Consider the following 22,897-nt stretch of genomic DNA (forward strand, 5'->3'; position numbering starts at 1 on the left):
TAAGAAGAAACAGGAGGTTACATCGATGCAGAAAAAAGTGTTGTTGGGGTGTGTTGCAGACGATTTTACAGGTGCCTCAGATGCAGCCAGCTTTTTAGAAAAGGCAGGAATGTATGCTATTTTATTGAATGAGATACCGGAGCAGATTATCATTCCAGATGAAACCGATGCAATTGTAATTGCATTAAAATCGCGTACACAGGAAAAAGAGCAGGCAGTAAAAGATGTATTAGAGGCAATTCAGTGGTTGGAGCATCATGGAGCAACAAAATTTTATTTTAAATATTGTTCTACATTTGATTCCACAAAAGAAGGAAATATAGGTCCGGTATCAGATGCGGTTATGGAATATCTGGAACAGAAATATACGATTTTATGTCCGGCACTTCCGATAAATGGAAGAAAAGTAGAGAAAGGAATATTATTTGTTAATGGAGTTCCGCTTGCAGAGAGCCATATGAGAAACCATCCGCTTACACCTATGCTGGATAGTCGGGTGAAAAATCTAATGGAAACTCAGAGCCGTTATAAAGCAGTGGAGCTGTTTCGTGAGCAGCTTCAAATGAAAGCAAATGATTTGACGGAATGGCTCAGTGGAAATGAAAAGTCAGAAGAACATTTTTATGTTATTCCAGATTATGTATGTGATGAAGATGGAAAAGAAATTGTACGCTTGTTTGGTGATCTTTGTTTTCTGACAGGGGGGTCAGGGATACTTGAGCCGTTAGCCGTTAGAATGCTGGACGGTAAGAAAAAAAATACAGGGCAGCCATTGAAGGCAGGAGCAGAACAGAGTTATCCGGGAGTGGTGTTTGCAGGCAGTTGTTCAATTGCAACGCAAGGACAGGTAGCTGATTATCAAGAAAAAGGGCATTTAACATATCAAATTCGACCAAAAGAACTTCTTACAGAAGAACAGACAGAGGAAGATATTTTGCAGTTTATTTTACAGCATCCAGAAGAAGAGGTATTAATTTATTCGTCTGATCGTGCAGAGAATGTGAAAGAAATACAGAAATTAGGAAAAGAAAAAATTGCGTCATTAATTGAAGAGACAATCAGTAGTGTTGCGGTGGAATTAATGAAAGCAGGATATCGACGTTTTGTTGTGGCAGGCGGGGAAACTTCAGGGGCAGTTACAAAAGCACTTGGATTTGGTGCATTTCGTATAGGTCCTTCTGTTGCACCGGGGGTTCCGGTTATGATACCGATAGCAGAGGAGAATGTGAGGCTTGTATTAAAATCTGGAAACTTTGGGGAGCGTGATTTTTTTACAAAGGCGTTGCGGATGACGAAAGGTGACGAATAACATGGATACATTAGAACAAAAGATAGAGGATGCCATCTGGATTGGCAAAGCACTGTTTGATCGGGGCAAAGCGACAGGTTCTTCTGCGAATATGAGTTTTTTGCATGAAGGAAATCTTTATATTACAGGAAGTGGAACTTGTTTTGGACGCCTTACGCCGGACAGTTTTTCGAAAGTATCCCTTGATGGAACAAGAATAGAAGGAAGAAAACCAAGTAAAGAACTGCCTTTACATAAAATGTACTATGAGAAACTGGGAAATATTCAAGCGGTCATTCATGTTCACAGCTATTATGCAACGATGTATAGTTTCTTAAATCAGGCGGATATGACAGATATTGTGCCAGAGTATACACCTTATCTTAAAATGAAGGTAGGAAAGATTGGGCTTATACCATATGCAAAGCCGGGAAGCGAAGAACTGTTTGAAAGGTTTAGACAGGCGGTTGCAAAAAGTGATGCGTTTATTCTTGCACAGCATGGTCCGGTTGTTGCAGGAACATCTCTCATGGATGCTTTTTACGGATTGGAAGAGTTAGAGGAAAGCTGTCGGATTGCCTTAGAAATAAATCGGAGAGCGAAATGATAGAAAGGCGGGCACAGAATGGAAATACGCTATCAGTTACTGCAGAAACAAAAACAGATGCTTTCACATCAGCAGTTGCAGTCTCTCAATATATTGGCGATGGATAATATAGAGCTTTCAGCTTTTTTGCAGTCAGAATATTTGGAAAATCCGATGTTAGAACAAAACAGTACACCCGAGAATCCACTTTCGAAGACAGGGGCAATAGAACCTTCAGATGAACAGGAAAAATGGAATCACCAGATAGAAGAATTAGAAGATCTGAGGAGCTATTTGAAAAATCAGTTAATAGTTAAAAAGGAAGAGCAGGTAAATCTGGAAGTAAAAAACTATCTGATTGAGTGTGTAGAAGATACTGGATATTTTACGATGCCAATTGAAGAAGCAGCAAGGCAATGTAATACTTCGGAAGAAATAGTGAGAGACTGTCTTGCAGAATTGAAAGAACTAGAACCAATAGGAATATTTTCTGAAACACTGGAAGAATGTCTTCTTTGTCAGACAAAGAAACTTCAAATAGAAGATGATATATTGGAGAAGCTGATCAAATATCATTTGGAAGATATTGCAGAAGGAAACATTGGACGTATTTCACGGCTGCTTCATATCTCGACAGCGCAAGTGAGAAAACATGCGCTTTTGATTCAAACACTCAATCCTCGCCCGGCAGTTGGATTCGGCGGCAGGAAAACAGAATACATTGTACCGGATATTATACTGAAGAAAGAAGATAACTGGAGCATTGAATTAAATGACAATTGGATTGGAGAATATCAGATTAGTGACTATTATCTGAAACTAATGTCAGAGACAAAAGATATTGAACTGCGAGGATATTTTGAAGAAAAGGCAAAACGAGTGAAATATATCTTGAATAATATTGAGCAGCGCCGAAAAACAATTAAGCAGTTGATGGAGTGTATTATAGAACGACAGCAAGAATATCTTGAAGGAAGCGGTCAATTGAGGCCGATGACAATGAGTGATGTGGCAGAAAAGATGTCCGTACATCCGTCCACGGTATCGCGTGCTATTAAAGGGAAATATGTTCAGTATCCGAGCGGAACTATTTTGCTGAAAGAATTGTTTTCAAAAGAAATCTCAGTAGGTATGGAGGGGAAAGCGATTAACGCCCAAGGAGTCAAACAGCTCATTCAGGTGTGGATTCGAGAAGAAAATCCTTTAAAACCTTATAGTGATCAGAAATTAAAAGAAATGCTTGAGGAAGAAGGAATATGTATTTCTCGAAGAGGTGTTGCGAAATACAGAGATGAGATTGGAATTAAAGGAAGCTACGAACGAAAGATGATGAAAGGATTGTTGTAATTTATATTACAACAGTTCTTTTTTCGTATTTTAGCATTAGAAACAGTTGTTGCAACATTGAATATTGCAATAGATGTAAAATAGTGCAACATTTTGGGAATATTTTGTATTTGAGAAAGAGTGTAGCAGTTATATTGGAATTTTGGATTATGATTAGAGATTATTTTGGATAAAATAGGAAAAATGTATGAAATATGAAGGAAAATAATTTAGAATTTATTAGTTATGACGAAAAATGGCATGCGGATTGCTTACTATATTAGATAAATAGACATGCTGTGCAGCTGCGGCAAAGAAAGTTAATTTGAAAGGACGGAAGAAATATGAAAATATGTGCAACGATGAAAAAATTTCCAGGTGGAATGATGGTAATACCTCTTTTAATAGGATGTCTTGTAAATACGTTTATTCCACAATGTTTGGAAATAGGAGGTTTTACAACTGCGTTATTTAAGAGTGGGCAGTCTACATTAGTGGCATTGTTTATTTTCTGCAGCGGTGCGACGATCAATGTCCGCCAGGTAGGAAAACCTTTATACAAAGGAGCAGTGTTGACAATTCTAAAACTTGCTATTGGTGTTATTATTGGATACTTATTAAATATGGCTTTTGGACCGGCAGGTATTCTGGGACTGACACCGTTTGCAGTCATTTCAGCAGTGACAAATTCAAATGGTGCGATTTATACGGCACTTGCAAAAGAATTTGGAGATGACACAGATATGGGAGCCATTGCTGTATTATCTCTGAATGATGGGCCTTTTTTAACAATGATCGCACTTGGAACAACAGGATTAGCATCTATTCCGGTGAAAGATATCATTGCAGCGATTATTCCTTTGATTATTGGTATGATACTTGGTAATCTTGATGCGGATTTCCGAGATTTATTGGCAAAAGGATTAAACATGATCCTTCCAGTAAATGGTTTTGTGTTTGGAGCAAATATGAGTTTAATTACAATTGCAAAAGCAGGCGTACCTGGAATTTTGCTCGGACTTATTACTGTATTATCAACAGGAGTTCTTACATATTTTATCTACAGTGCTATCCGAAGAAAACCAGATCCTATGGGAATGGCAATTGGAACGGTAGGAGGAAATGCGGTTGCAACCCCGGCATCTGTTGCAATGGCAGATCCAAATCTAGAACCGTATGTAGAATCAGCTACAGCACAAATTGCGGCTTCAGTTGTTATCACAGCTATTTTAACACCGCTTCTAACAGGATATGTCAGCAGAAAAGTTGTTAAAAAGATTGACGAGAAGGCAGAGAAAGCGCAAAAGTAACAAAGGGATTTTCAGAATACTTTGAATTTCTATTAAACAAGTGTGGATAAGAATGATTAAGGAGGTATATTTGTGGAAACAAAAATTTTAAAAGCCAAATATGTTATTGCAGGTTCCGAACTTGCTGTAAAAGAGCATGCCGCAGTAAAAATAGAAGATGGCAAAATTACAGAAATTTATGAGAATGTATCACAAATATCAGAAGAATTGAAATCAGAAATCATTGATTACGGAGAAAAAACAATTATGCCGGGAATGATAGATTGTCATAATCACCTGGCTTTGGATACAAGACTGGAGAACCATCTTGTAAAAATGAATGATTGTGAATGTGAACAGACACTTAGAGCGATTAAAACAATGAAAGATGATCTTGTATCTGGTGTTACAACTGCAAGATGTCTTGGAGATCGGTTTTATGTAGATGTAACTTGTAAAAAAGCACAAAAAGAAGGGCGTTTAACAGGACCTAAGCTTGTTGTAAGTGGAATCGGTATGCGTGCTTCACATGGTCATGGGTATGTCGGTATGCCGTTTGATGGTCCTGAACAGTTTCGCAGACAGGCGCGGGAAAATATTGCGCATGGGGTTGATTTTTTAAAAGTATTTATGACAAAGGTTATTAATGCAACACCATTTATATATCATTTTATGAGTCCGGAAGAATTAAGAGCAGTTGTACAGGAAGCAAAAAGTGTAGGTATCACTACTGCTTGTCATTGTTCAGGCGGACAGGGACTGGATGATTGCTTAGATGCAGGAATAGATTGTCTGGAACATGTGTATTATATTACGAAACAACAAGTGGAAAGAGTGCAAGAGGCAGATCGATGGGTAGTATATACTCCTAGTTACGCCTTGAATGATGAATTACTTTTCAAATTTTCGCCGCAAGATCGTGAAGGAAGTCTTCGCGAAAAAGAAATTATCTGTGAATGCCTCAGGGGAGCGATTGAAGGCGGATTGAAATTTGGTATTGGAACAGATGGTATTCATCAGGGACTTGCTCAAGAGGCAAAATATATTACAGAACTTGGGGCATCTAATCATGATGTTCTTGCAGGAATCACTGTAAATGCGGCAAAACTTTGTGGAGTACAGAACAAGACAGGAGCACTGAAGAAAGGATTGGCAGCAGATATAATTGTAGTAGATGGAAATCCTATAGAAGATATTACTGCATTAAAACGTGTAAAAGCAGTTTATCAGGACGGCTGTAAGATTATATAAATTCATAATGGGATTTGTGGATAAAGAGATTTTGATTTCTCTTATTGATATTCCGGTCATTACGTTATAAAATAGTAGCAGAGCTTTGCAGAAGGATTGTGTACCAGATAATAATGGCAGCAAGAGCTATAGAAGAGCAAAGTTCTGCTATTACAATATAACAGAACAGGAAAGTTGGGCTTTATGAAAAATGATTTATTAACAATTGGCAATTTTACAGTGCATGGATATGGCCTTATGATCGGAATTGGTTTTATTGCAGCATATCTGATGACGGAATACCGGGCGAAGAAACGTCAGATGAATACGGATTTTGTGTTTACATTATTTCTCACATCAGTTGTATTTGGAATGCTTGGTGCGAAATTACTTTTTTATATGACGATGATCGATGAAATCATTGCAAATCCGAAAGTGATTCTGGATGAAGCGGAAGGTTTTGTCGTATATGGCGGAATCATAGGCGGAATTTTGGCAGGCTATGTGGCGTGCCGCATTAAGAAACAGAATTTCTGGAAGTATTTTGATCTTGTTATGCCGGCAGTTGCTTTGGCGCAGGGATTTGGAAGGATCGGATGTCTGTTGGCCGGATGTTGTTATGGGATGGAAACATCCTGTAAATTCTCAATTACATTTCAGAATTCAGATTTTGCACCGAATCATGTGGCGCTGATTCCGACACAGATTTATTCAAGTATATTAGACTTCCTGCATTGTATTGTACTCTGTATGATTGCGAAAAAAGTAAAAAAGGATAAGATTGTATCGGGATGCTATTTAATCTTTTACAGCATTGGAAGATTTGTTCTTGAATTTTTCAGAGGCGATCTGATCCGGGGAAGTGTCGGAGTTCTTTCTACTTCACAATTTATTTCCATTTTCATTTGTGCAGCTGGTATAGCGCTTGTGATATGGGGAAACCGCAGCAAAGAAATGAATACAGAACTGTCAGAAGAAATAGAAGATACAGCTAAAGACGTATCAGAAGAATAATAGAAGTATCGTAGGAAAAGGTCGGGAGTTCCCGACCTTTTTTGAATAAAAATGAAAGAGAAAATTATAGAAATACAAAAGAAAACTCTGCAGTACTTGACAGAATTTTAGGACAGTGTTAGTGTATTTTTATGAAAAACTTACAAAATTTTGGCTAAAAGGAGACGGGGACATGGAATTAAAAGAACGGTTATCAGAAATTCTGCGGTTAAATCTTGCGAAAGATTATACTGCAGTTTCTTATGCAATTATGGTAGATGGAAAGATCTGGGCAGCAGATGCGATCGGAAATGACGGAACAGAGGAAAAGAAGCCTGTTACGACAGAGCATACGTTTAATGTTTGTTCTATTTCAAAAATGTTTTGTACAACAGCGGTTATGAAACTGGTAGAACAGGGAAAGGTGGATTTAGACACACCGGTATGCGAGTATCTTCCGAAATTTACAATGTTAGATGAGCGCTATAAGAAAATTACAGTGCGTCACTGTCTGAATCATGCAAGCGGACTTCCGGGAACACAGTGGAAACATTTTTCTGCAACGCATGTAGGGGCGGCAGACAACGAGGAATATTATCAGGAGGTATATGATTATCTTGCTAAATGTCATCTAAAAGCAGATCCGGGATATTATTCTGTATATTGCAATGACGGATTTACTTTGGCAGAAATGGTCGTGGCAGAAGTAGCAGGTATGCCATTTGGTGAATTCTGTAAGCAGTATATTACAGAACCAATCGGAGCTCATTCCACGAGACCGTCCACAACACATAACAGTGATTATCCTCTTGTAAAAGAATCCGGAAAACCGGAAGAATATTTCTATTTGCAGGGATGTGGCGGATTCACGACAAATATGATTGATCTTTGCAAGTTTGGTAATCTTTTCTTGACAGAAAATGATATCATCAGTGAAGAAAGCAAGGCAGAGATGAGAAAACATCAAGGTGTAACCTTCCTTCCAGATGATACAGCAAGTATCGGTTATGGGCTTGGATGGGATAATGTGGCAGTGAATGAACCGGAGTTTGATCTTGGAGAGCATGTTCAGAAAAAAGGCGGAAACAGTTTTCAGTTTACGAGCGGACTTTATATTGTGCCGAAATATCAGGCGGTATTGGCAATCAGTGAGACACATGACTGCAAACTGGATGTGAATGATGCTATCTTTAAAATGTTTGCAACAGCTATGCTGGAAGAAAAAGGAATCAATATTTTCCGTAAATATACTCCGGTTCCAAAGGAATTGACGGAGAAATTTGACGGTACATATTTGATGCCGGGCGGTATTTATCATACGCATTTTTTTGGAACACATCTGACGATAACAAATGATGATACAAAAGGAAATCACATTGCAGCGTATAAAGATCTGAAATTTGACGGCAGCAGCTTTGTTGGTGAGAATGGCGAGAAGTATTTCTTCAGAGAATATGGTGAGGATCAATATTTCTTCTCTACTTATCATGGAAGAGTATCACCGACTGCAATGCGGGCGAGAGATCATAAAGAGCTTTCTGAAACATGGAAACAGCGGATTGGGAAAAAATATATTGCGATCAGTCTGTCAGAACAGGATATGGTCAGCCATGAAATGATGAATGGATTTACCATTTCAAAACTTCCGAATGTGGAAGGCGTACTTGTTTTTTCTTTCAGTTCGATACCGGACGGGGATATTTATACAGATTTCGAAGCTTCTGTTGTGCCAATGGATGAAATGACTGCAACGGGATTTCTGCAGACACCATCGAATGGAAGCCGGGATCTTTTAGATCCATATTTTGAGATGAAAGAGAATGTGGAATTCTGTCATGTGGCTAGCTACTATTATATAGATGAAGTAGCTGTGCCGGAATACCATGGAGAAAATTTTGATTCAGAGCTGTACGGAGGAGAGCACAACAGTGTGTATCGTCTGACAGAAGAATTGAAATCCCTCCCGGATGTTCCGCAGGGAAGACGTTTGATCGTCCTGAATAAAGAGATGAGCGCGGTTTATGACAGCCAGACAAGCAAAGAATTTAAAGAAGTAAAAGAGGGATATATCAACTTTATTTAGCGGTAACACAGGGAGGAAGAGGGGATGGCAATTTCTAAGACCCGGGCAGAGTTTGCATGTGATATTGAGACGGTATGGGATACCGTAACATCATTGACGGATTATACATGGCGAAGCGATGTGAAAAAGATCAGAGAGCTTCGAACGAAAGGGCATTTTATCGAATACAGGAAAAATGGAATTGCGACCAAATTTTCCACTACGAAATTTGAGCCGCTGAGCCTGTACGAATTGGATATGGAGAACAAAAACCTTACAGGACACTGGAAGGGAGTGTTTTCTTACCAGAATGGGATTACAGTGCTGGAATTGATTGAGCGTGTAAAAGCAAGAAATATTTTCATGCGCCCGTTTATGAAGCTTTATTTGAAAAATAAACAGAAGAAATATATTGCTTATTTGCGAAAAGAACTGGAAGCATTGAAGGAAGAGGAGAAAGGTACAGTTCAAATGACCTATTTTCCGGAAAAATAATGCTTGACTTTGACGCTGCGTCAACTGGTAAGCTTAAATTGTCCGGAGGAGGGAAAGAAGATGAAGTATAGCATCAGAGAGATTTCGAAGATTGCCGGTGTGAGTGCACGCACACTGCGCTATTATGATCAGATCGATTTGTTAAAGCCAAGCGAGATCAGCGAAGCAGGTTATCGTTATTATGGTGAACGGGAAGTAGAGCTGCTTTGGCAGATATTATTCTATAAAGATCGAGGGATGGATTTAAAGCAGATTCGGAAGATTATTTATGAGAAAGACTTTGATATTATGCAGGCACTTCAGAAGCACCTTCGGGAACTGGAAGCGGAGAGAGATCATATATATGAGCTGATCCGTGCGGTAAAAGGAACAATTTCGGCGATGAAAGGAGAACAGCAGATGAGTCTTAAAGAGAAATTTGAAGTTTTTAAAAAACGCGTTGTAAATGAATATGAAGAACAATACGGTGAAGAAGCAAGAGAAAAATATGGTTGCGAAGAAGTAGATGCATCCGTGAAAAAAATAATGAATATGACGGAAGCGGATTGGGAACGTTTTCAGAATTTGGGAGAAGAAGTGCGGACGCGTCTGGAAGAGGGCGTGAAAGCTAAGATTTCTCCGGAAAGTGACGAGGCAAGAAGAATTGTGATGCTTCACAAAGAATGGCTTGGACAGACATGGAAACAATATAGTGAAGAGGCTCATAAGGCGCTTGTCGAGATGTATCTTGCAGATGAACGATTTACAGCTTATTATGACCGTAAAGTAGAAGGTTGTGCAAAACTTTTGGAAGAATCTGTAAAATTTTGGATTGGAAAATAGACTTAGACTTGCATAGTTTACAGTGCCAGTGGCATACTATAGAAAGTACCGCGGACAGAAAAGAAATGGAGGAATTTCAGAAATGGCAGCAAAATTTTATAAATGCGAATCTTGTGGAAGTATTTTGCATACAATGGGATGTGCAAAGGATTTTCAGCAGTGCAGTAAAGTAGAATTGAAGGAATTACAGGCGGGCGCCGTAGATGCCGCACAGGAAAAACATGTTCCGGTCATCCATGTGGATGGCACACATGTTACTGTAATGGTCGGCGAAGTAGAGCATCCGATGATAGAGGAACATTATATTGAGTGGATCGCAATTGAGACAGAGACAGGAATGCAGGTGAAAAATTTGCGTCCGGGCGGAAAACCACATGCAGAATTTATTCTGACAGAGCATGAAAAGCTGATCGCAGCTTATGAATATTGTAATCTTCATGGGCTTTGGAAGAAAGAAGTATAGCGGGACAATTAAAAACAGAAAAAGAAAAGACACACGGCACTTTTATCGAAGGCGCTGTGTGTCTTTTTAATGAAAAATACATAAAGTAAAATGGACATTATATCTTCGATTTGGTAAAATTCACTTATAGCATGAGAAAAGATTATAAGGAATCGAGAAAGCTTTGGATTACCGTAATGGCTATATTGCCGTTCTAGTGATCCAAAGTTTTTTTGTTTATTCCAAGACGGATAATGCAAAAAAATAAATTGATTATTGACAACTAACTACAATTAGTATATACTAACTAAAGAAATAAAGAAAAGATTATAAAGAAAGAAGATGAAATATGATGCCTTTATCAATGGTAAAACCGGGCGAAGCAAATGTGATCCGCAGGATTGGCGGGAAGGAAGAGACAAAACGGTTTCTCGAAAATCTTGGATTTGTGATTGGCGGAAATGTGGAAGTGATATCGGAAACAAGCGGGAACCTAATTGTCAATGTGAAACAGTCAAGAGTGGCAATCGGTAAGGATATGGCGAACAAAATTATGGTTGAGATGAGATAAGGAGGATATCTGTTATGAAAACATTGCGGGAGATACCTTGCGGCAAAAATGCGAAGGTTCTGAAACTAACCGGAGAGGGACCGACGAGAAGACGGATCATGGACATGGGAATCACAAAAGGTGTGGACATTTTTGTGAGAAAAGTAGCTCCGCTTGGAGATCCGGTGGAAGTTACCGTGCGTGGCTATGAGCTGTCGATTAGAAAAATAGACGCAGAGATGATCATAGTAGAATAGCATATTTTTTTAAATAAAGGTTAGTTAAAACTAACAAGGTGAAATGAAAATAACCAGGAAATATAAACAAGAAATAAGAAGGAAAGGAAGCGAGAGAAATGGCTATAAAGATTGCGTTAGCGGGGAATCCGAATTCCGGGAAAACAACGTTATTTAATGCATTAACAGGTTCAAATCAGTTTGTCGGAAACTGGCCGGGAGTAACAGTTGAGAAAAAAGAGGGAAAATTAAAGGGGCATAAAGAGGTAGTGATTATGGATCTTCCGGGAATTTATTCCCTTTCACCCTATACATTGGAAGAGGTTGTGGCAAGAAATTATCTGATTTCAGAACGTCCGGATGCTATTTTAAACATTGTAGATGGGACAAATATTGAACGGAATCTGTATTTATCCACTCAGCTAATGGAACTTGGAATTCCGGTTGTGATGGCGGTTAATATGATGGATCTTGTGGAAAAAAACGGAGATCAGATTGATACTGCAAAATTAGGAAAAGAACTTGGCTGTGAAGTCATAGAGATTTCTGCTTTAAAAGGAACCGGAATACGCAAAGCGGCAGAAAAAGCAGTAGCTGCGGCAGGAAATCATTATAAAAAGCCGCCGGTACACAAGTTTTGTACAGAAGTAGAGCAAGTTTTAGACGCGATAGAAGGTAAGATCCGAGGAAGTGTTCCGGAGGAACAGGAGAGGTTCTTTGCGATTAAATTGCTGGAACAGGATGATAAGATTCAAACGCAATTAGGATCTGCCTTACCGGATGTTTCGGAGGAAATAGATCAGATTGAAAAAAGGATGGAGGATGATACAGAAAGTATTATTACAAACGAACGTTATCTATTCATCTCTTCTGTAATCGGATCATGCTGCCGGAAAAATCGTGATCAGAAGTTGACGACATCTGATAAGATTGATCAAATCGTTACGAACAGGTGGTTAGCATTGCCGATTTTTGCTATTGTTATGACGCTTGTGTATTATATATCGGTATCTACCGTTGGAACGTGGGCAACGGATTGGGCGAATGACGGAGTGTTTGGAGAAGGATGGCATTTATTTGGAATCGATTCTATATTTATTCCTGGAATTCCGGCACTTGTTGCATCAGGGTTGACAGCAATTGGATGTGCCGGCTGGCTGCAAAGTCTGATTCTTGACGGAATTGTTGCAGGTGTCGGAGCTGTGCTTGGATTTGTTCCGCAGATGCTTGTACTGTTTGCTTTTCTTGGATTTCTGGAAGCGTGCGGCTATATGGCGCGAGTGGCATTTATTATGGACAGAATCTTCCGTAAATTCGGACTTTCCGGGAAATCATTTATTCCAATGCTGATCGGAAGTGGCTGCGGCGTACCCGGAATCATGGCTTCCAGAACAATTGAAAATGATTGCGACCGGAAAATGACGATTATGACAACGACATTCATTCCGTGCGGGGCAAAGCTGCCGATTATTGCATTGATTGCCGGTGCGCTGTTCGGCGGTGCATGGTGGGTTGCGCCGAGTGCATATTTTGTTGGAATTGCTGCAGTTGTTTGTTCTGGAATTATATTGAAAAAAACAAAAATGTTTGCAGGGGAACCGGCGCCGTTTGTTATGGAACTTCCGGCATACCATATGCCGACAGTGGGAAATGTGGCACGCAGCATGTGGGAACGAGGCTCTTCTTTTATTAAGAAAGCAGGAACGATCATTCTGCTATCAACGATTGCGCTCTGGTTCCTGATGAGTTTTGGCTGGATTGATGGAAGCTTCCGTATGTTAGAAGCAGAACAGTTGAACCACAGTATTCTGGCAATGATTGGAAGCGTGATCGCGCCTCTTTTTGCGCCGCTTGGATGGGGAGACTGGAAGATGGCAGTTGCGGCTGTGACAGGACTGATTGCAAAAGAAAATGTTGTGGGAACATTTGGTGTTCTTTTTGGATTTGCAGAAGTAAATGCAGAGAATGGAATAGAAATCTGGGGACAGCTTGCAGGAAGTATGACAGCGGCAGCAGCATATTCTTTCCTTGTGTTTAATCTGCTTTGTGCACCGTGCTTTGCAGCAATGGGAGCAATTAAAAGAGAGATGAACAATGCAAAATGGTTCTGGTTTGCCATTGGATATCAGACATTGTTGGCTTATGCAGTATCTCTTTGTGTATATCAGATCGGCACGTTTGCAGCAGGAGGAGCTTTCGGAGCAGGGATGATCGCAGCAACGATTCTGGTGATTGGATTTATCTATCTCTTAATAAGACCATACCATGACAGCAGGCAATTGAGTATTGCAGTCAGCAGAACGGCAGGGGCAAAATAACTTTTATCTGATACAACATGTGAAAGCAAAGAAGGAATGATGGAATATCATTTCTTTTTTGCTTTTTTAGAGTGAAGAAAATCTTATCTGGTTATTGTTGGAAAGGAAATTAGAAAGTGCTATAATAGGAACAACATTTTATGGAGAGAAAGGTCAGTATAGTTTTTGACAGGAAGGAGAGCGGAAATATGAAAATTGTAGTACCGGATTATGAACATAGTATTTTGAATTTGATGAATTCGATTTTAAAGTATTATGGAGCGGAGTATCACTATAAACCCCTTTCCGAGGCAGAGGAGTTTTTGAAAGGTTCCTATCGCCATATCGTATTGATGGTTATGGATGGTATGGGAAGCAGTATTTTGGAACAGCATTTGGAAAAAGACAGTTTTTTGCGGCAGCATATGAAAAATAGGATTACTTCTGTATTTCCACCGACAACGGTGGCTGCAACAACTACATTTGACAGCGGAATTGCTCCGGCAGAGCATAATTGGCTTGGATGGACGCTGTATTTTCCGGAGGTAGGAGATAATGTAGCAGTTTTTACGAATCGGAAAGAAGATGGGACAGTTGCGTCAGAAGAGTTTGTTTCAAGAAAATATCAGTCATACGAGAAAGTAGGAGATAAGATCAGAAAAGCCTCTCCGGCAAAAGCATATACCGTATCGCCTTTTGGAGATTATCCTATAGATACATTTGACGAATTGCTTCAGGGAGTGCGTGACTTATGCAGTAAAGAGGAACAAAATTATATCTATGCCTACTGGCCGGAGCCGGATCATACGATGCATGAGTGCGGCTGTGGTTCTGAGTCGGCGAAAGCCTGGGTGACTCTTATCAACCGGGAGTTGGAGAAACTTTCAGAAGAGTTGAAAGACACATTAATTTTTGTGACAGCAGATCATGGACTTTTGGATACAAGGAATGAATCTCTGACAGAATACCCTGCTATTATGGAGTGTCTTGAGCGGATGCCTTCTATTGAGCCTCGGTCGCTGGCGTGCTATGTAAAAGAAGGAATGGAGGAACAATTTGAAGCAGAATTCCGAAAGTGCTTTGGAGAAAAGTTTTATTTGTATACAAAAGAAGAAGTGATTAAAAGCAGATTATTCGGTCCGGATGTGATGCATGAACGATTTGCAGACACCATTGGAGATTATCTGGCAGTAGGGATTGATGATGTGACAATTTTTAATTCTTCGGAGGAAAAAGATTTCTTTATTGGAGTCCATGCAGGATTATCAGAAGATGAAATGTATGTTCCGCTTATTGTCATTGACAGAAAATAAATGAACCACAGCAGGGCAGTTTCTTGCCTGGCTGTGGTTCTCTTTTTAAAGCGATTTATTTGTCATGAATTTCGCTGTGCAGTTCCTGAAGAGATTTGACATCTTCATCGCCGTGTTTCAGTACGTGATGGATTCCGCTTGCAGTTGCTTTCGCGGCAGCGATTGTTGTCATGTAAGGAACTTTTGCTTTGATTGCAGCTTTTCTCAGGTAACTGTCATCGTTGACGCTGTCTTTTCCGACAGGAGAGTTGATGATCAGCTGAATTTTGTTATTTGTAATCAAGTCAAGGATGTTCGGACGTCCTTCTGTTAACTTCAGAACTCGCTCTGCTTCAATTCCGGCAGAGCGGATCAGTTCGCAAGTACCTTCTGTTGCTACGATCTTGAAACCGTTATCTGCAAATTTCTTTGCAACTTCCACAACTTCTGCTTTATCTTTGCGGTTTACAGAAATCAGAACAGTTCCGCCAAGCGGCAGCTTGGACTGTGTTGCTTCCTGTGCTTTGTAGAATGCTTCACCGTAAGAAGGAGATAATCCTAATACTTCACCGGTAGAGCGCATTTCCGGTCCAAGTACCGGATCTACTTCCTGGAACATGTTGAATGGGAAGACCGCTTCTTTCACACCGTAGTATGGAATCACCTGTTCTTTCAGAGCCGGTACCGGTGATGGACGGCCTGTCAGTTCAGAAGTAATGATATCTGTTGCGATCGGAACCATGCGGATGTTGCATACTTTGGAAACAAGCGGTACTGTACGGGACGCACGAGGATTTGCTTCAAGTACATATACCTTTCCGTTCTCAATTGCGTACTGCATGTTCATAAGTCCTTTGACATGCATCTCTTCAGCAATTTTCTTTGTATATTCTTTAATTGTTTTTACATTTTCTTCAGAAATATGTGCAGATGGAATAATACATGCAGAGTCTCCGGAATGTACACCGGCAAGCTCAATGTGTTCCATAACCGCAGGAACAAATGCGTGAGTTCCATCGCTGATGGCATCTGCTTCACACTCTAATGCGTGATTTAAGAAACGGTCAATCAGGATCGGACGATCCGGTGTCACACCAACAGCAGCTTTCATGTAGTTTACCATAGCGTCATCGTCGTATACGACTTCCATTCCGCGTCCACCAAGAACGTAGGAAGGACGAACCATAACCGGATATCCAATCTTAGAAGCGATTTCAAGGGCTTCTTCTACTGTAGTAGCCATTCCTGACTCCGGCATCGGGATTTCCAGTTTTTCCATCATTTCACGGAAGAGGTCACGGTCTTCAGCAAGGTCAATGACAGATGGAGAAGTTCCAAGAATCTTTACGCCATTTTTCTCAAGCTCTGCAGCAAGGTTTAATGGTGTCTGTCCACCGAACTGAGCGATTACACCGAGAGGTTTTTCTTTCTTGTAAATACTTAATACATCTTCCAATGTCAGTGGCTCGAAATACAATTTATCAGAAGTATCGTAATCTGTGGAAACGGTTTCCGGGTTGCAGTTTACGATAATTGTTTCAAAACCGAGTTTCTTGAGCGCCATAGAAGCGTGTACGCAGCAGTAGTCAAATTCGATACCCTGTCCGATACGGTTTGGTCCGCCGCCAAGAATCATGATTTTTGGTTTATCTGTCTTGACAGGATTTTTATCTTCTGCATTGTAAGTAGAGTAGTAGTATGCGCTGTCTTCTGTACCGCTTACATGTACGCCTTCCCATGCTTCTTCTACGCCGATTTCAATACGGTGATTGCGGATTTCTTCTTCCGGAATCTCCAGTACCTGGCTTAAATATTTGTCTGAGAAACCGTCTTTCTTAGCAGCAACGAGCATTTCGTCAGACGGCAGGCTGCCTTTGTGTGCTTCTAATGCAGTTTCTTCTTCTACCAGTTCTTTCATCTGCTCAATGAAGTAAGCTTTTACTTTTGTGATTTCGTGAAGCTCTTCTACAGTTGCACCTTTGCGAAGCGCCTCATACATGATGAAGTGACGTTCACTTGATGGTGTAATGAGCATTTTCAGAAGCTGTTCTTTTGTCTTTTGACGGAAATCTTTTGCATTTCCAAGACCGTAGCGACCTGTTTCAAGACTGCGGATTGCTTTCTGGAATGCTTCTTTATATGTTTTACCAATACTCATAACTTCACCGACAGCTCTCATCTGAGTACCAAGTTTGTCTTCAACGCCTTTGAATTTTTCGAATGCCCAACGTGCGAACTTGATTACAACATAGTCTCCGTCCGGAACATATTTATCAAGTGTGCCGTATTTTCCGCAAGGAATGTCTTTTAAAGTCAGACCTGTTGCAAGCATAGCGGATACAAGTGCGATTGGGAATCCGGTCGCTTTTGATGCAAGAGCAGAAGAACGGGATGTACGAGGGTTGATTTCGATTACGATATCACGGTCTGTCTTTGGATCATGTGCCCACTGAACATTTGTACCGCCAATGACCTGAACAGACTCAACGATTTTATAAGATTTTTCCTGAAGACGTTTCTGAACCTCTTCTGAAATAGTAAGCATTGGTGCAGAACAAAAAGAATCCCCTGTGTGAACACCAAGAGGGTCGATATTTTCGATAAAGCAGACAGTAATGATATTATTGTCTTTGTCACGAACAACTTCAAGTTCAAGTTCTTCCCATCCGAGAATGGATTCCTCTACAAGAACCTGTCCGACAAGGCTGGCCTGAAGACCTCTGGCACAGACTGTTTTTAACTCTTCCTTATTATATACAAGTCCGCCGCCGGCGCCGCCCATTGTATATGCAGGACGAAGAACAACCGGATAACCAAGTTCATCAGCAATCTTTAAAGCCTCTTCTACAGAATAGGCAACTTCGCTTCGTGCCATTTCTACACCAAGCTTGTCCATTGCTTTTTTAAATTCGATACGGTCTTCTCCACGCTCAATAGCGTCTACCTGAACACCGATTACCTGTACATTATATTTATCTAAAACACCTGCTGCAGCAAGTTCTGAACAAAGATTAAGCCCAGACTGTCCTCCAAGATTTGGGAGCAGGGCATCCGGACGTTCTTTAGCAATAATCTGTTCGAGACGCTCTACATTTAATGGTTCAATATAAGTAACGTCTGCTGTTTCAGGGTCTGTCATAATAGTTGCAGGGTTGGAGTTTACTAATACGATTTCATACCCCAGTTTACGAAGGGCTTTACATGCCTGTGTTCCGGAATAATCAAATTCGCAGGCCTGTCCGATAATGATTGGACCGGAGCCAATGATAAGTACTTTGTGAATGTCTGTTCTCTGTGACATACGTGAATCCTCCTTATATTTTCATAAAAAAATCAAGTTTCTGTAAGTTGACTTTTTTCTCGCTATCATACATTATAGCGAAAAAAGCCAAAAAGGAAAGAGTAAAATTCATATTTGTGCATTTTGACCAAAAAAATGCAGCTAAAAGACTAAAAAGCATCTTTTTAGTCAAAATGCGTTTGAGACTGTTAGATTACAAACAGAAGAAAACGGTTCACTTCATACCAGTCATCCGATGCAAAACCTACGGTAGTCGGGTTGATCAGAGAAGCGCCCGGATAGAAACTTCTGGAATAGGCAATATTGTGGTCTTTGTAGGTGACTTCAACCTCAAAATATTCCGGGAGATCGATCAGACATTGTTTCAGATTTCCTTGAAGCGCCTGAGTAGCTGCTTCGCGGATGCGGCGCTTCACAAGGGCTGGACTCAGTGACTGAGAGCGGCCCCCAACATCTTCCTTGACGGCAACCGTTGTCAGATCCGGGCAAAATTCTTTGCCAAATTCACAGAGCGCTTTATCACCGGTCAGGAGTACACTTGGAACGCCGTAATAGGAAGCAAGCATACTATAGATCATAAATTCTGAAGCAGGTGTGCCGTTTACGCGGATAGAGTGAATGACAGAGCCGTTAATTGTGTGGCTCAGTACATTGCCGTCCAGTCCGGCAGCGCTGTGGTAACCTATAAAAAATGCTGCGTCAAAAGTCTCATCCAGTCCTTCGATCATCTTTCGTGGTTCCCGGCTCCAGCCGCGGATCAGTTGTACATACTCCGGCATCTGTTCTGCATAAATATTGGTAGCAGAAGCGTGGGCGTCTTTGATGACGACAAGGTCAGCTCCGGCAGCGTGGGCGCCTTCTGCTGCGGCAAGAACTTCTTCGGTCATTTCCTGGCGGCTTCTTTCGTAATCATGGCCGCCGATGTTGGTAGCCGGCCAGTTCATAGTAAATGCGGTTCCTTCGATATCAGCACTGATAAATACTTTCATAATTGAGTAAAACTCCTTTCAGTTCATTTATTCCTATTATACCATGAAGCATACAAACTGTGGCGGGAAAATGAATGAATTTGATAGAAGAACAGGCTTGCTTTTCAAAGAAAAACAGTATACCATCAATGTATAGGATCGTGTATTTGAAGATTCTATTTATATTAAGGAAACAACAGGAGAAATATATGACATTACAGGAGAAAACATTAGAAGTGATCCGGCGTTTGGCAGAAGAATATCCGGATGCAGACTGTACGCTTGATTATGATGAGGCATGGAAGCTGCTTGTCAGTGTAAGGCTTGCTGCCCAGTGCACAGACGAACGGGTAAATATTATTGTAGAAAAGCTGTTTGCCCAATATCCGTCCATTGAGGCATTGGCGGATGCATCGCCGGAAGAGATTGAAGCAATTGTGAAACCGTGTGGACTCGGAAAGAGTAAGGCACGGGATATCAGCGCATGCATGAGGATGCTGCGAGATGATTTCGGGGGAAAGATCCCGGATCAGTTTGATGATCTGATGAAGCTTCCGGGTGTGGGAAGAAAGAGCGCCAATCTGATTATGGGAGATGTGTTCCACAAGCCGGCTATTGTGACAGATACACACTGTATAAGACTTGTAAACCGTATCGGACTGGTGGATCAGATAAAAGAGCCAAAGAAAGTAGAGATGGCGCTTTGGAAGATTGTTCCTCCGGAAGAAGGAAGTGATTTTTGTCATCGGCTTGTATATCATGGAAGGGCAGTCTGTACAGCGCGGACGAAACCTTATTGCGATAAATGCTGTCTGAAAGATATCTGTGAGAAGAATGGCGTGCAATAAGAGTTTATATTGACAAGAGTGGTTACACTACTCATAATAAACAGCATTATAAGATGCAGCGAATAGGAGGAATCGCATGAGAAGCTTAGAATTAAGAAAAAATTTTTACTGGACAGGAATTGTAGACGATACACTGCGGGTATTTGATATTATTATGTATACGGAATTTGGTACTTCCTACAATTCATATGTATTAAAAGCCGGTGATAAAACAATTTTATTTGAGACGGCAAAAGCAAAATTCTTTGATGAATATCTGGAGAAATTAAAAGAGATTACAGAGATCGATCAGATTGATTATATTGTTGTCAATCATACAGAACCGGATCACGCCGGAAGTGTAGAGCGTCTTTTGGAAATCAATCCGGGATTGAAAATCATCGGAACCGGATGTGCGATTAATTTCTTAAAAGAAATTGTGAATGGAGAATTTACATCCATTATTGTCAAAGACAACCAGGAATTAAAGATTGGGGACAAGACATTGAAGTTTCTGTGTGTACCGAATCTTCACTGGCCGGACACAATGTATACTTATATAGAAGAAGAGCAGATTCTTGTTACTTGTGATTCCTTTGGTTCTCACTACGGCTTCCATGATGTGCTGAGAAGTAAAGTAACAGATGAAGAAGGGTATATGCGCGCAACAAAATATTACTTTGACTGCATCATCGGACCATTTAAACCATTTATGTTAAAAGCGCTTGCACGGGTGCGCGAATTAGACGTAACCATGATCTGTACCGGACATGGACCGGTACTTGACAGTCATATTCCGGAGCTGCTTGATATTTATGAGGAATGGTGTACCGTTGTAAATCCGAATCCGAAGAAAACAGTTATTATCCCGTATGTAAGTGCATATGGTTACACAAAAATGCTGGCAGAGAAAATTGCAGAGGGAATCAAAGCCAGTGGAGAGATTGATGTAAGAAGTTATGATATGGTAGAGGCAGATCAGGCGAAAGTGTTGGAAGAGCTTGGATTTGCAGACGGTATTTTGTTTGGGACACCGACGATTGTCGGAGAGGCGCTGAAACCAATCTGGGATCTGACAACATCTATCTTTGCAGGAACCCATGGCGGTAAACTGGCGAGCGCGTTTGGAAGCTACGGTTGGAGCGGAGAAGGAGTTCCTCATATCGTAGAACGGTTGAAACAGCTTCGAATGAATGTGACAGAAGGGTTCCGGGTGAAATTTAAACCAGGCGAAGAGAACCTTATGGATGCCTTTGATTATGGATATAATTTCGGATGCCTGCTTCAGAAAAAAGAAAATCCAAGAAAGAAATCAGGTACAAGGACACTTGTAAAATGTCTTGTCTGCGGAGAAATTTTTGATTCATCTATCGAAGTATGTCCGGTATGCGGCGTTGGCAAGGAGAATTTTGTTTCAGTAGAAGTGGAAGAAAATACATTCCGCAATGATACGAAGAACTGCTATGTGATTCTCGGAAATGGAATTGCGGGATTACAGGCGGCTGCGGCAATCCGGGAACGGGACAAGACAGGGGCTGTTGTGATGATTTCAGAAGAACCGTACCGTACTTATCATCGTCCGATGCTGACAAAATCCATTATGGCAGAGTTGGATGAAGAGCAGATTGCAGTGCAGGATGCATCCTGGTACGAAGAAAATCATATTCAGCTCGTACTTGGCAAAGAAGTGACAGAAATTCAGCCGGAGACACATACCGTAATCCTGGAGGATGGAAGTCAGTTCCTTTATACAAAGTTAATCTATGCCGCAGGCGCAAGATGCTTTATTCCGCCGATCAATGGAGCCGGGAAGAAAGGGGTTGTTGCCATTCGCGGTCTGAAAGAGGTAAAAGAGATTGAAACAATGCTTCCGTCTGTGAAGCATGTCGTTGTGATCGGTGGCGGTGTGCTAGGACTTGAGGCTGCCTGGGAATTGAAGAAATCCAAATGTGACGTAACAGTATTGGAAGCAGCTCCGATGCTTATGGGAAGGCAGCTGGATGAACCGGCAGCAGAACTTCTGAAAAAGATTGCGAAAGAGCAGGGAATAGATATTCACACAGGTGTACAGGTGGTGGAATTTACAGGAGAGGATCAGGTATCTTCTGTACTTCTTGCTGATGGAAGAGAGTTCCCGGCAGAACTTGTGATTATTTCTGCAGGCGTAAGAGCAAATACAGCTGTGATAGAGAAATCAGGCGTGAAGACAGAAAAAGCTGTTGTAGTAAATGAGCGGATGGAGACAAGCGCTGCAGACATTTATGCGTGTGGAGACTGTGCAGAATTTGAAGGAATCAATTATGCAATCTGGCCGGAGGCAAGTGAACAGGGAAGAATCGCAGGCGCCAATGCGGCAGGAGATGAACTGGTTTATCAGGAAGTATCTTCCGGACTTAGCTTCCACGGCATGAAGACAGCGTTGTTTGCAGCAGGAGATAACGGAAAGAATCCGAACCTGATCTATAAGACAGTGGAATTGAAAGATATGGGCAAGAAACATTATCAGAAGCTGTATTTCTTGAATAATCGTCTTTGCGGTGTCATTCTGATCGGAGATATGAGCCGTATGGCAGAACTCACAGAGGCGTTGGAGAAGAGAGCTTCTTATAAAGAAGTCTTATAAAAAAGTCCTCTAAAAATCAAATTTTGATGAAATCTGATTAAAAAAGAAATTTGTGTTCAGGCAGGTTGACATTTTTCCCGTCCGATGCTACACTAAACTTACTTATATGACTGACGGAAGTGGAATTGACCACAGGAAGTATAAGGGAAAGATGCCGACCGTCTGGGCTGCAAATAGTTTGCGTCCCAGGCGTTTTTTATTTTGTAGGAGAGACGGTCGGGGAATTCAGACGATTTGTTACTGTTAATGTATGAGAAAAGAGATGTCAAA

Annotated in this window: 18 protein-coding genes; 16 read left to right on the forward strand and 2 right to left on the reverse strand. The window is 40.9% G+C overall.

The annotated features are described in order from the left end of the window. Positions 1 to 25: 25 nt before the first annotated feature. From KFE17_14940 to KFE17_15005, 14 genes are all read left to right on the forward strand, one after another. On the forward strand, positions 26 to 1,309 hold the full coding sequence (locus KFE17_14940) for a four-carbon acid sugar kinase family protein (GenBank protein ID QUO32072.1): 1,284 nt from the start codon (positions 26 to 28) through the stop codon (positions 1,307 to 1,309). Position 1,310: 1 nt separating this feature from the next. Then, complete coding sequence (locus KFE17_14945) at positions 1,311 to 1,895, forward strand: class II aldolase/adducin family protein (GenBank protein ID QUO32073.1); 585 nt, start codon at positions 1,311 to 1,313, stop codon at positions 1,893 to 1,895. Positions 1,896 to 1,913: 18 nt separating this feature from the next. Then, a complete protein-coding gene (gene rpoN / locus KFE17_14950; protein QUO32074.1) occupies positions 1,914 to 3,221 on the forward strand; it encodes an RNA polymerase factor sigma-54 in 1,308 nt (435 codons plus the stop codon). A 323-nt stretch (positions 3,222 to 3,544) separates the two neighbouring features. Further along, the gene (locus tag KFE17_14955; GenBank protein QUO32075.1) at positions 3,545 to 4,510 is read left to right on the forward strand and encodes a 2-keto-3-deoxygluconate permease; all 966 of its coding nucleotides are present in this window, start codon (positions 3,545 to 3,547) and stop codon (positions 4,508 to 4,510) included. A 72-nt stretch (positions 4,511 to 4,582) separates the two neighbouring features. Beyond that, positions 4,583 to 5,740: an amidohydrolase family protein gene (locus KFE17_14960; protein ID QUO32076.1), complete on the forward strand. Its 1,158-nt coding sequence runs from the start codon at positions 4,583 to 4,585 to the stop codon at positions 5,738 to 5,740. Positions 5,741 to 5,923: 183 nt separating this feature from the next. Further along, the gene (locus tag KFE17_14965) at positions 5,924 to 6,733 is read left to right on the forward strand and encodes a prolipoprotein diacylglyceryl transferase (protein QUO32077.1); all 810 of its coding nucleotides are present in this window, start codon (positions 5,924 to 5,926) and stop codon (positions 6,731 to 6,733) included. Positions 6,734 to 6,905: 172 nt separating this feature from the next. Continuing rightward, positions 6,906 to 8,795 (forward strand): beta-lactamase family protein, encoded by a 1,890-nt coding sequence (locus KFE17_14970; protein ID QUO32078.1) that lies wholly within the window; start codon positions 6,906 to 6,908, stop codon positions 8,793 to 8,795. Positions 8,796 to 8,819: 24 nt separating this feature from the next. Continuing rightward, positions 8,820 to 9,269, forward strand: coding sequence for a polyketide cyclase (locus KFE17_14975; GenBank protein QUO32079.1), 450 nt, complete (start codon positions 8,820 to 8,822; stop codon positions 9,267 to 9,269). Between the two features lie 60 nt (positions 9,270 to 9,329). Next, positions 9,330 to 10,091, forward strand: a complete 762-nt coding sequence (locus tag KFE17_14980) for a MerR family transcriptional regulator (protein ID QUO32080.1) — start codon at positions 9,330 to 9,332, stop codon at positions 10,089 to 10,091. An 82-nt stretch (positions 10,092 to 10,173) separates the two neighbouring features. Next, positions 10,174 to 10,554: a desulfoferrodoxin gene (locus KFE17_14985; GenBank protein QUO32081.1), complete on the forward strand. Its 381-nt coding sequence runs from the start codon at positions 10,174 to 10,176 to the stop codon at positions 10,552 to 10,554. 328 nt (positions 10,555 to 10,882) lie between these two features. After that, complete coding sequence (locus KFE17_14990; protein QUO32082.1) at positions 10,883 to 11,104, forward strand: ferrous iron transport protein A; 222 nt, start codon at positions 10,883 to 10,885, stop codon at positions 11,102 to 11,104. A 14-nt stretch (positions 11,105 to 11,118) separates the two neighbouring features. After that, a complete protein-coding gene (locus tag KFE17_14995; protein QUO32083.1) occupies positions 11,119 to 11,340 on the forward strand; it encodes a ferrous iron transport protein A in 222 nt (73 codons plus the stop codon). Positions 11,341 to 11,438: 98 nt separating this feature from the next. Further along, a complete protein-coding gene (feoB, locus tag KFE17_15000) occupies positions 11,439 to 13,637 on the forward strand; it encodes a ferrous iron transport protein B (protein QUO32084.1) in 2,199 nt (732 codons plus the stop codon). A 188-nt stretch (positions 13,638 to 13,825) separates the two neighbouring features. Next, positions 13,826 to 14,929, forward strand: coding sequence for an alkaline phosphatase family protein (locus KFE17_15005; protein QUO32085.1), 1,104 nt, complete (start codon positions 13,826 to 13,828; stop codon positions 14,927 to 14,929). Positions 14,930 to 14,984: 55 nt separating this feature from the next. Here the strand turns inward: KFE17_15005 and carB are convergent, their stop codons facing one another. Both carB and KFE17_15015 read right to left on the reverse strand, forming a co-directional pair. Then, complete coding sequence (carB, locus tag KFE17_15010; protein QUO32086.1) at positions 14,985 to 18,209, reverse strand: carbamoyl-phosphate synthase large subunit; 3,225 nt, start codon at positions 18,207 to 18,209, stop codon at positions 14,985 to 14,987. A gap of 188 nt (positions 18,210 to 18,397) precedes the next feature. Continuing rightward, positions 18,398 to 19,198 carry a M55 family metallopeptidase gene (locus KFE17_15015; GenBank protein QUO32087.1) on the reverse strand — a complete coding sequence of 267 codons (801 nt, stop codon included), beginning with the start codon at positions 19,196 to 19,198 and terminating at the stop codon, positions 18,398 to 18,400. Between the two features lie 188 nt (positions 19,199 to 19,386). Between KFE17_15015 and KFE17_15020 the strand changes: the two genes are divergently transcribed. Together KFE17_15020 and KFE17_15025 are read left to right on the forward strand one after the other, a co-directional pair. Continuing rightward, a complete protein-coding gene (locus KFE17_15020; GenBank protein QUO32088.1) occupies positions 19,387 to 20,025 on the forward strand; it encodes an endonuclease III in 639 nt (212 codons plus the stop codon). A gap of 76 nt (positions 20,026 to 20,101) precedes the next feature. Continuing rightward, positions 20,102 to 22,627, forward strand: a complete 2,526-nt coding sequence (locus tag KFE17_15025) for an FAD-dependent oxidoreductase (protein ID QUO32089.1) — start codon at positions 20,102 to 20,104, stop codon at positions 22,625 to 22,627. The last annotated feature ends 270 nt before the right edge of the window (positions 22,628 to 22,897 follow it).

Origin of the sequence: Faecalicatena sp. Marseille-Q4148, assembly GCA_018228665.1 — a bacterium.
Classification (GTDB): domain Bacteria; phylum Bacillota; class Clostridia; order Lachnospirales; family Lachnospiraceae; genus UBA9414.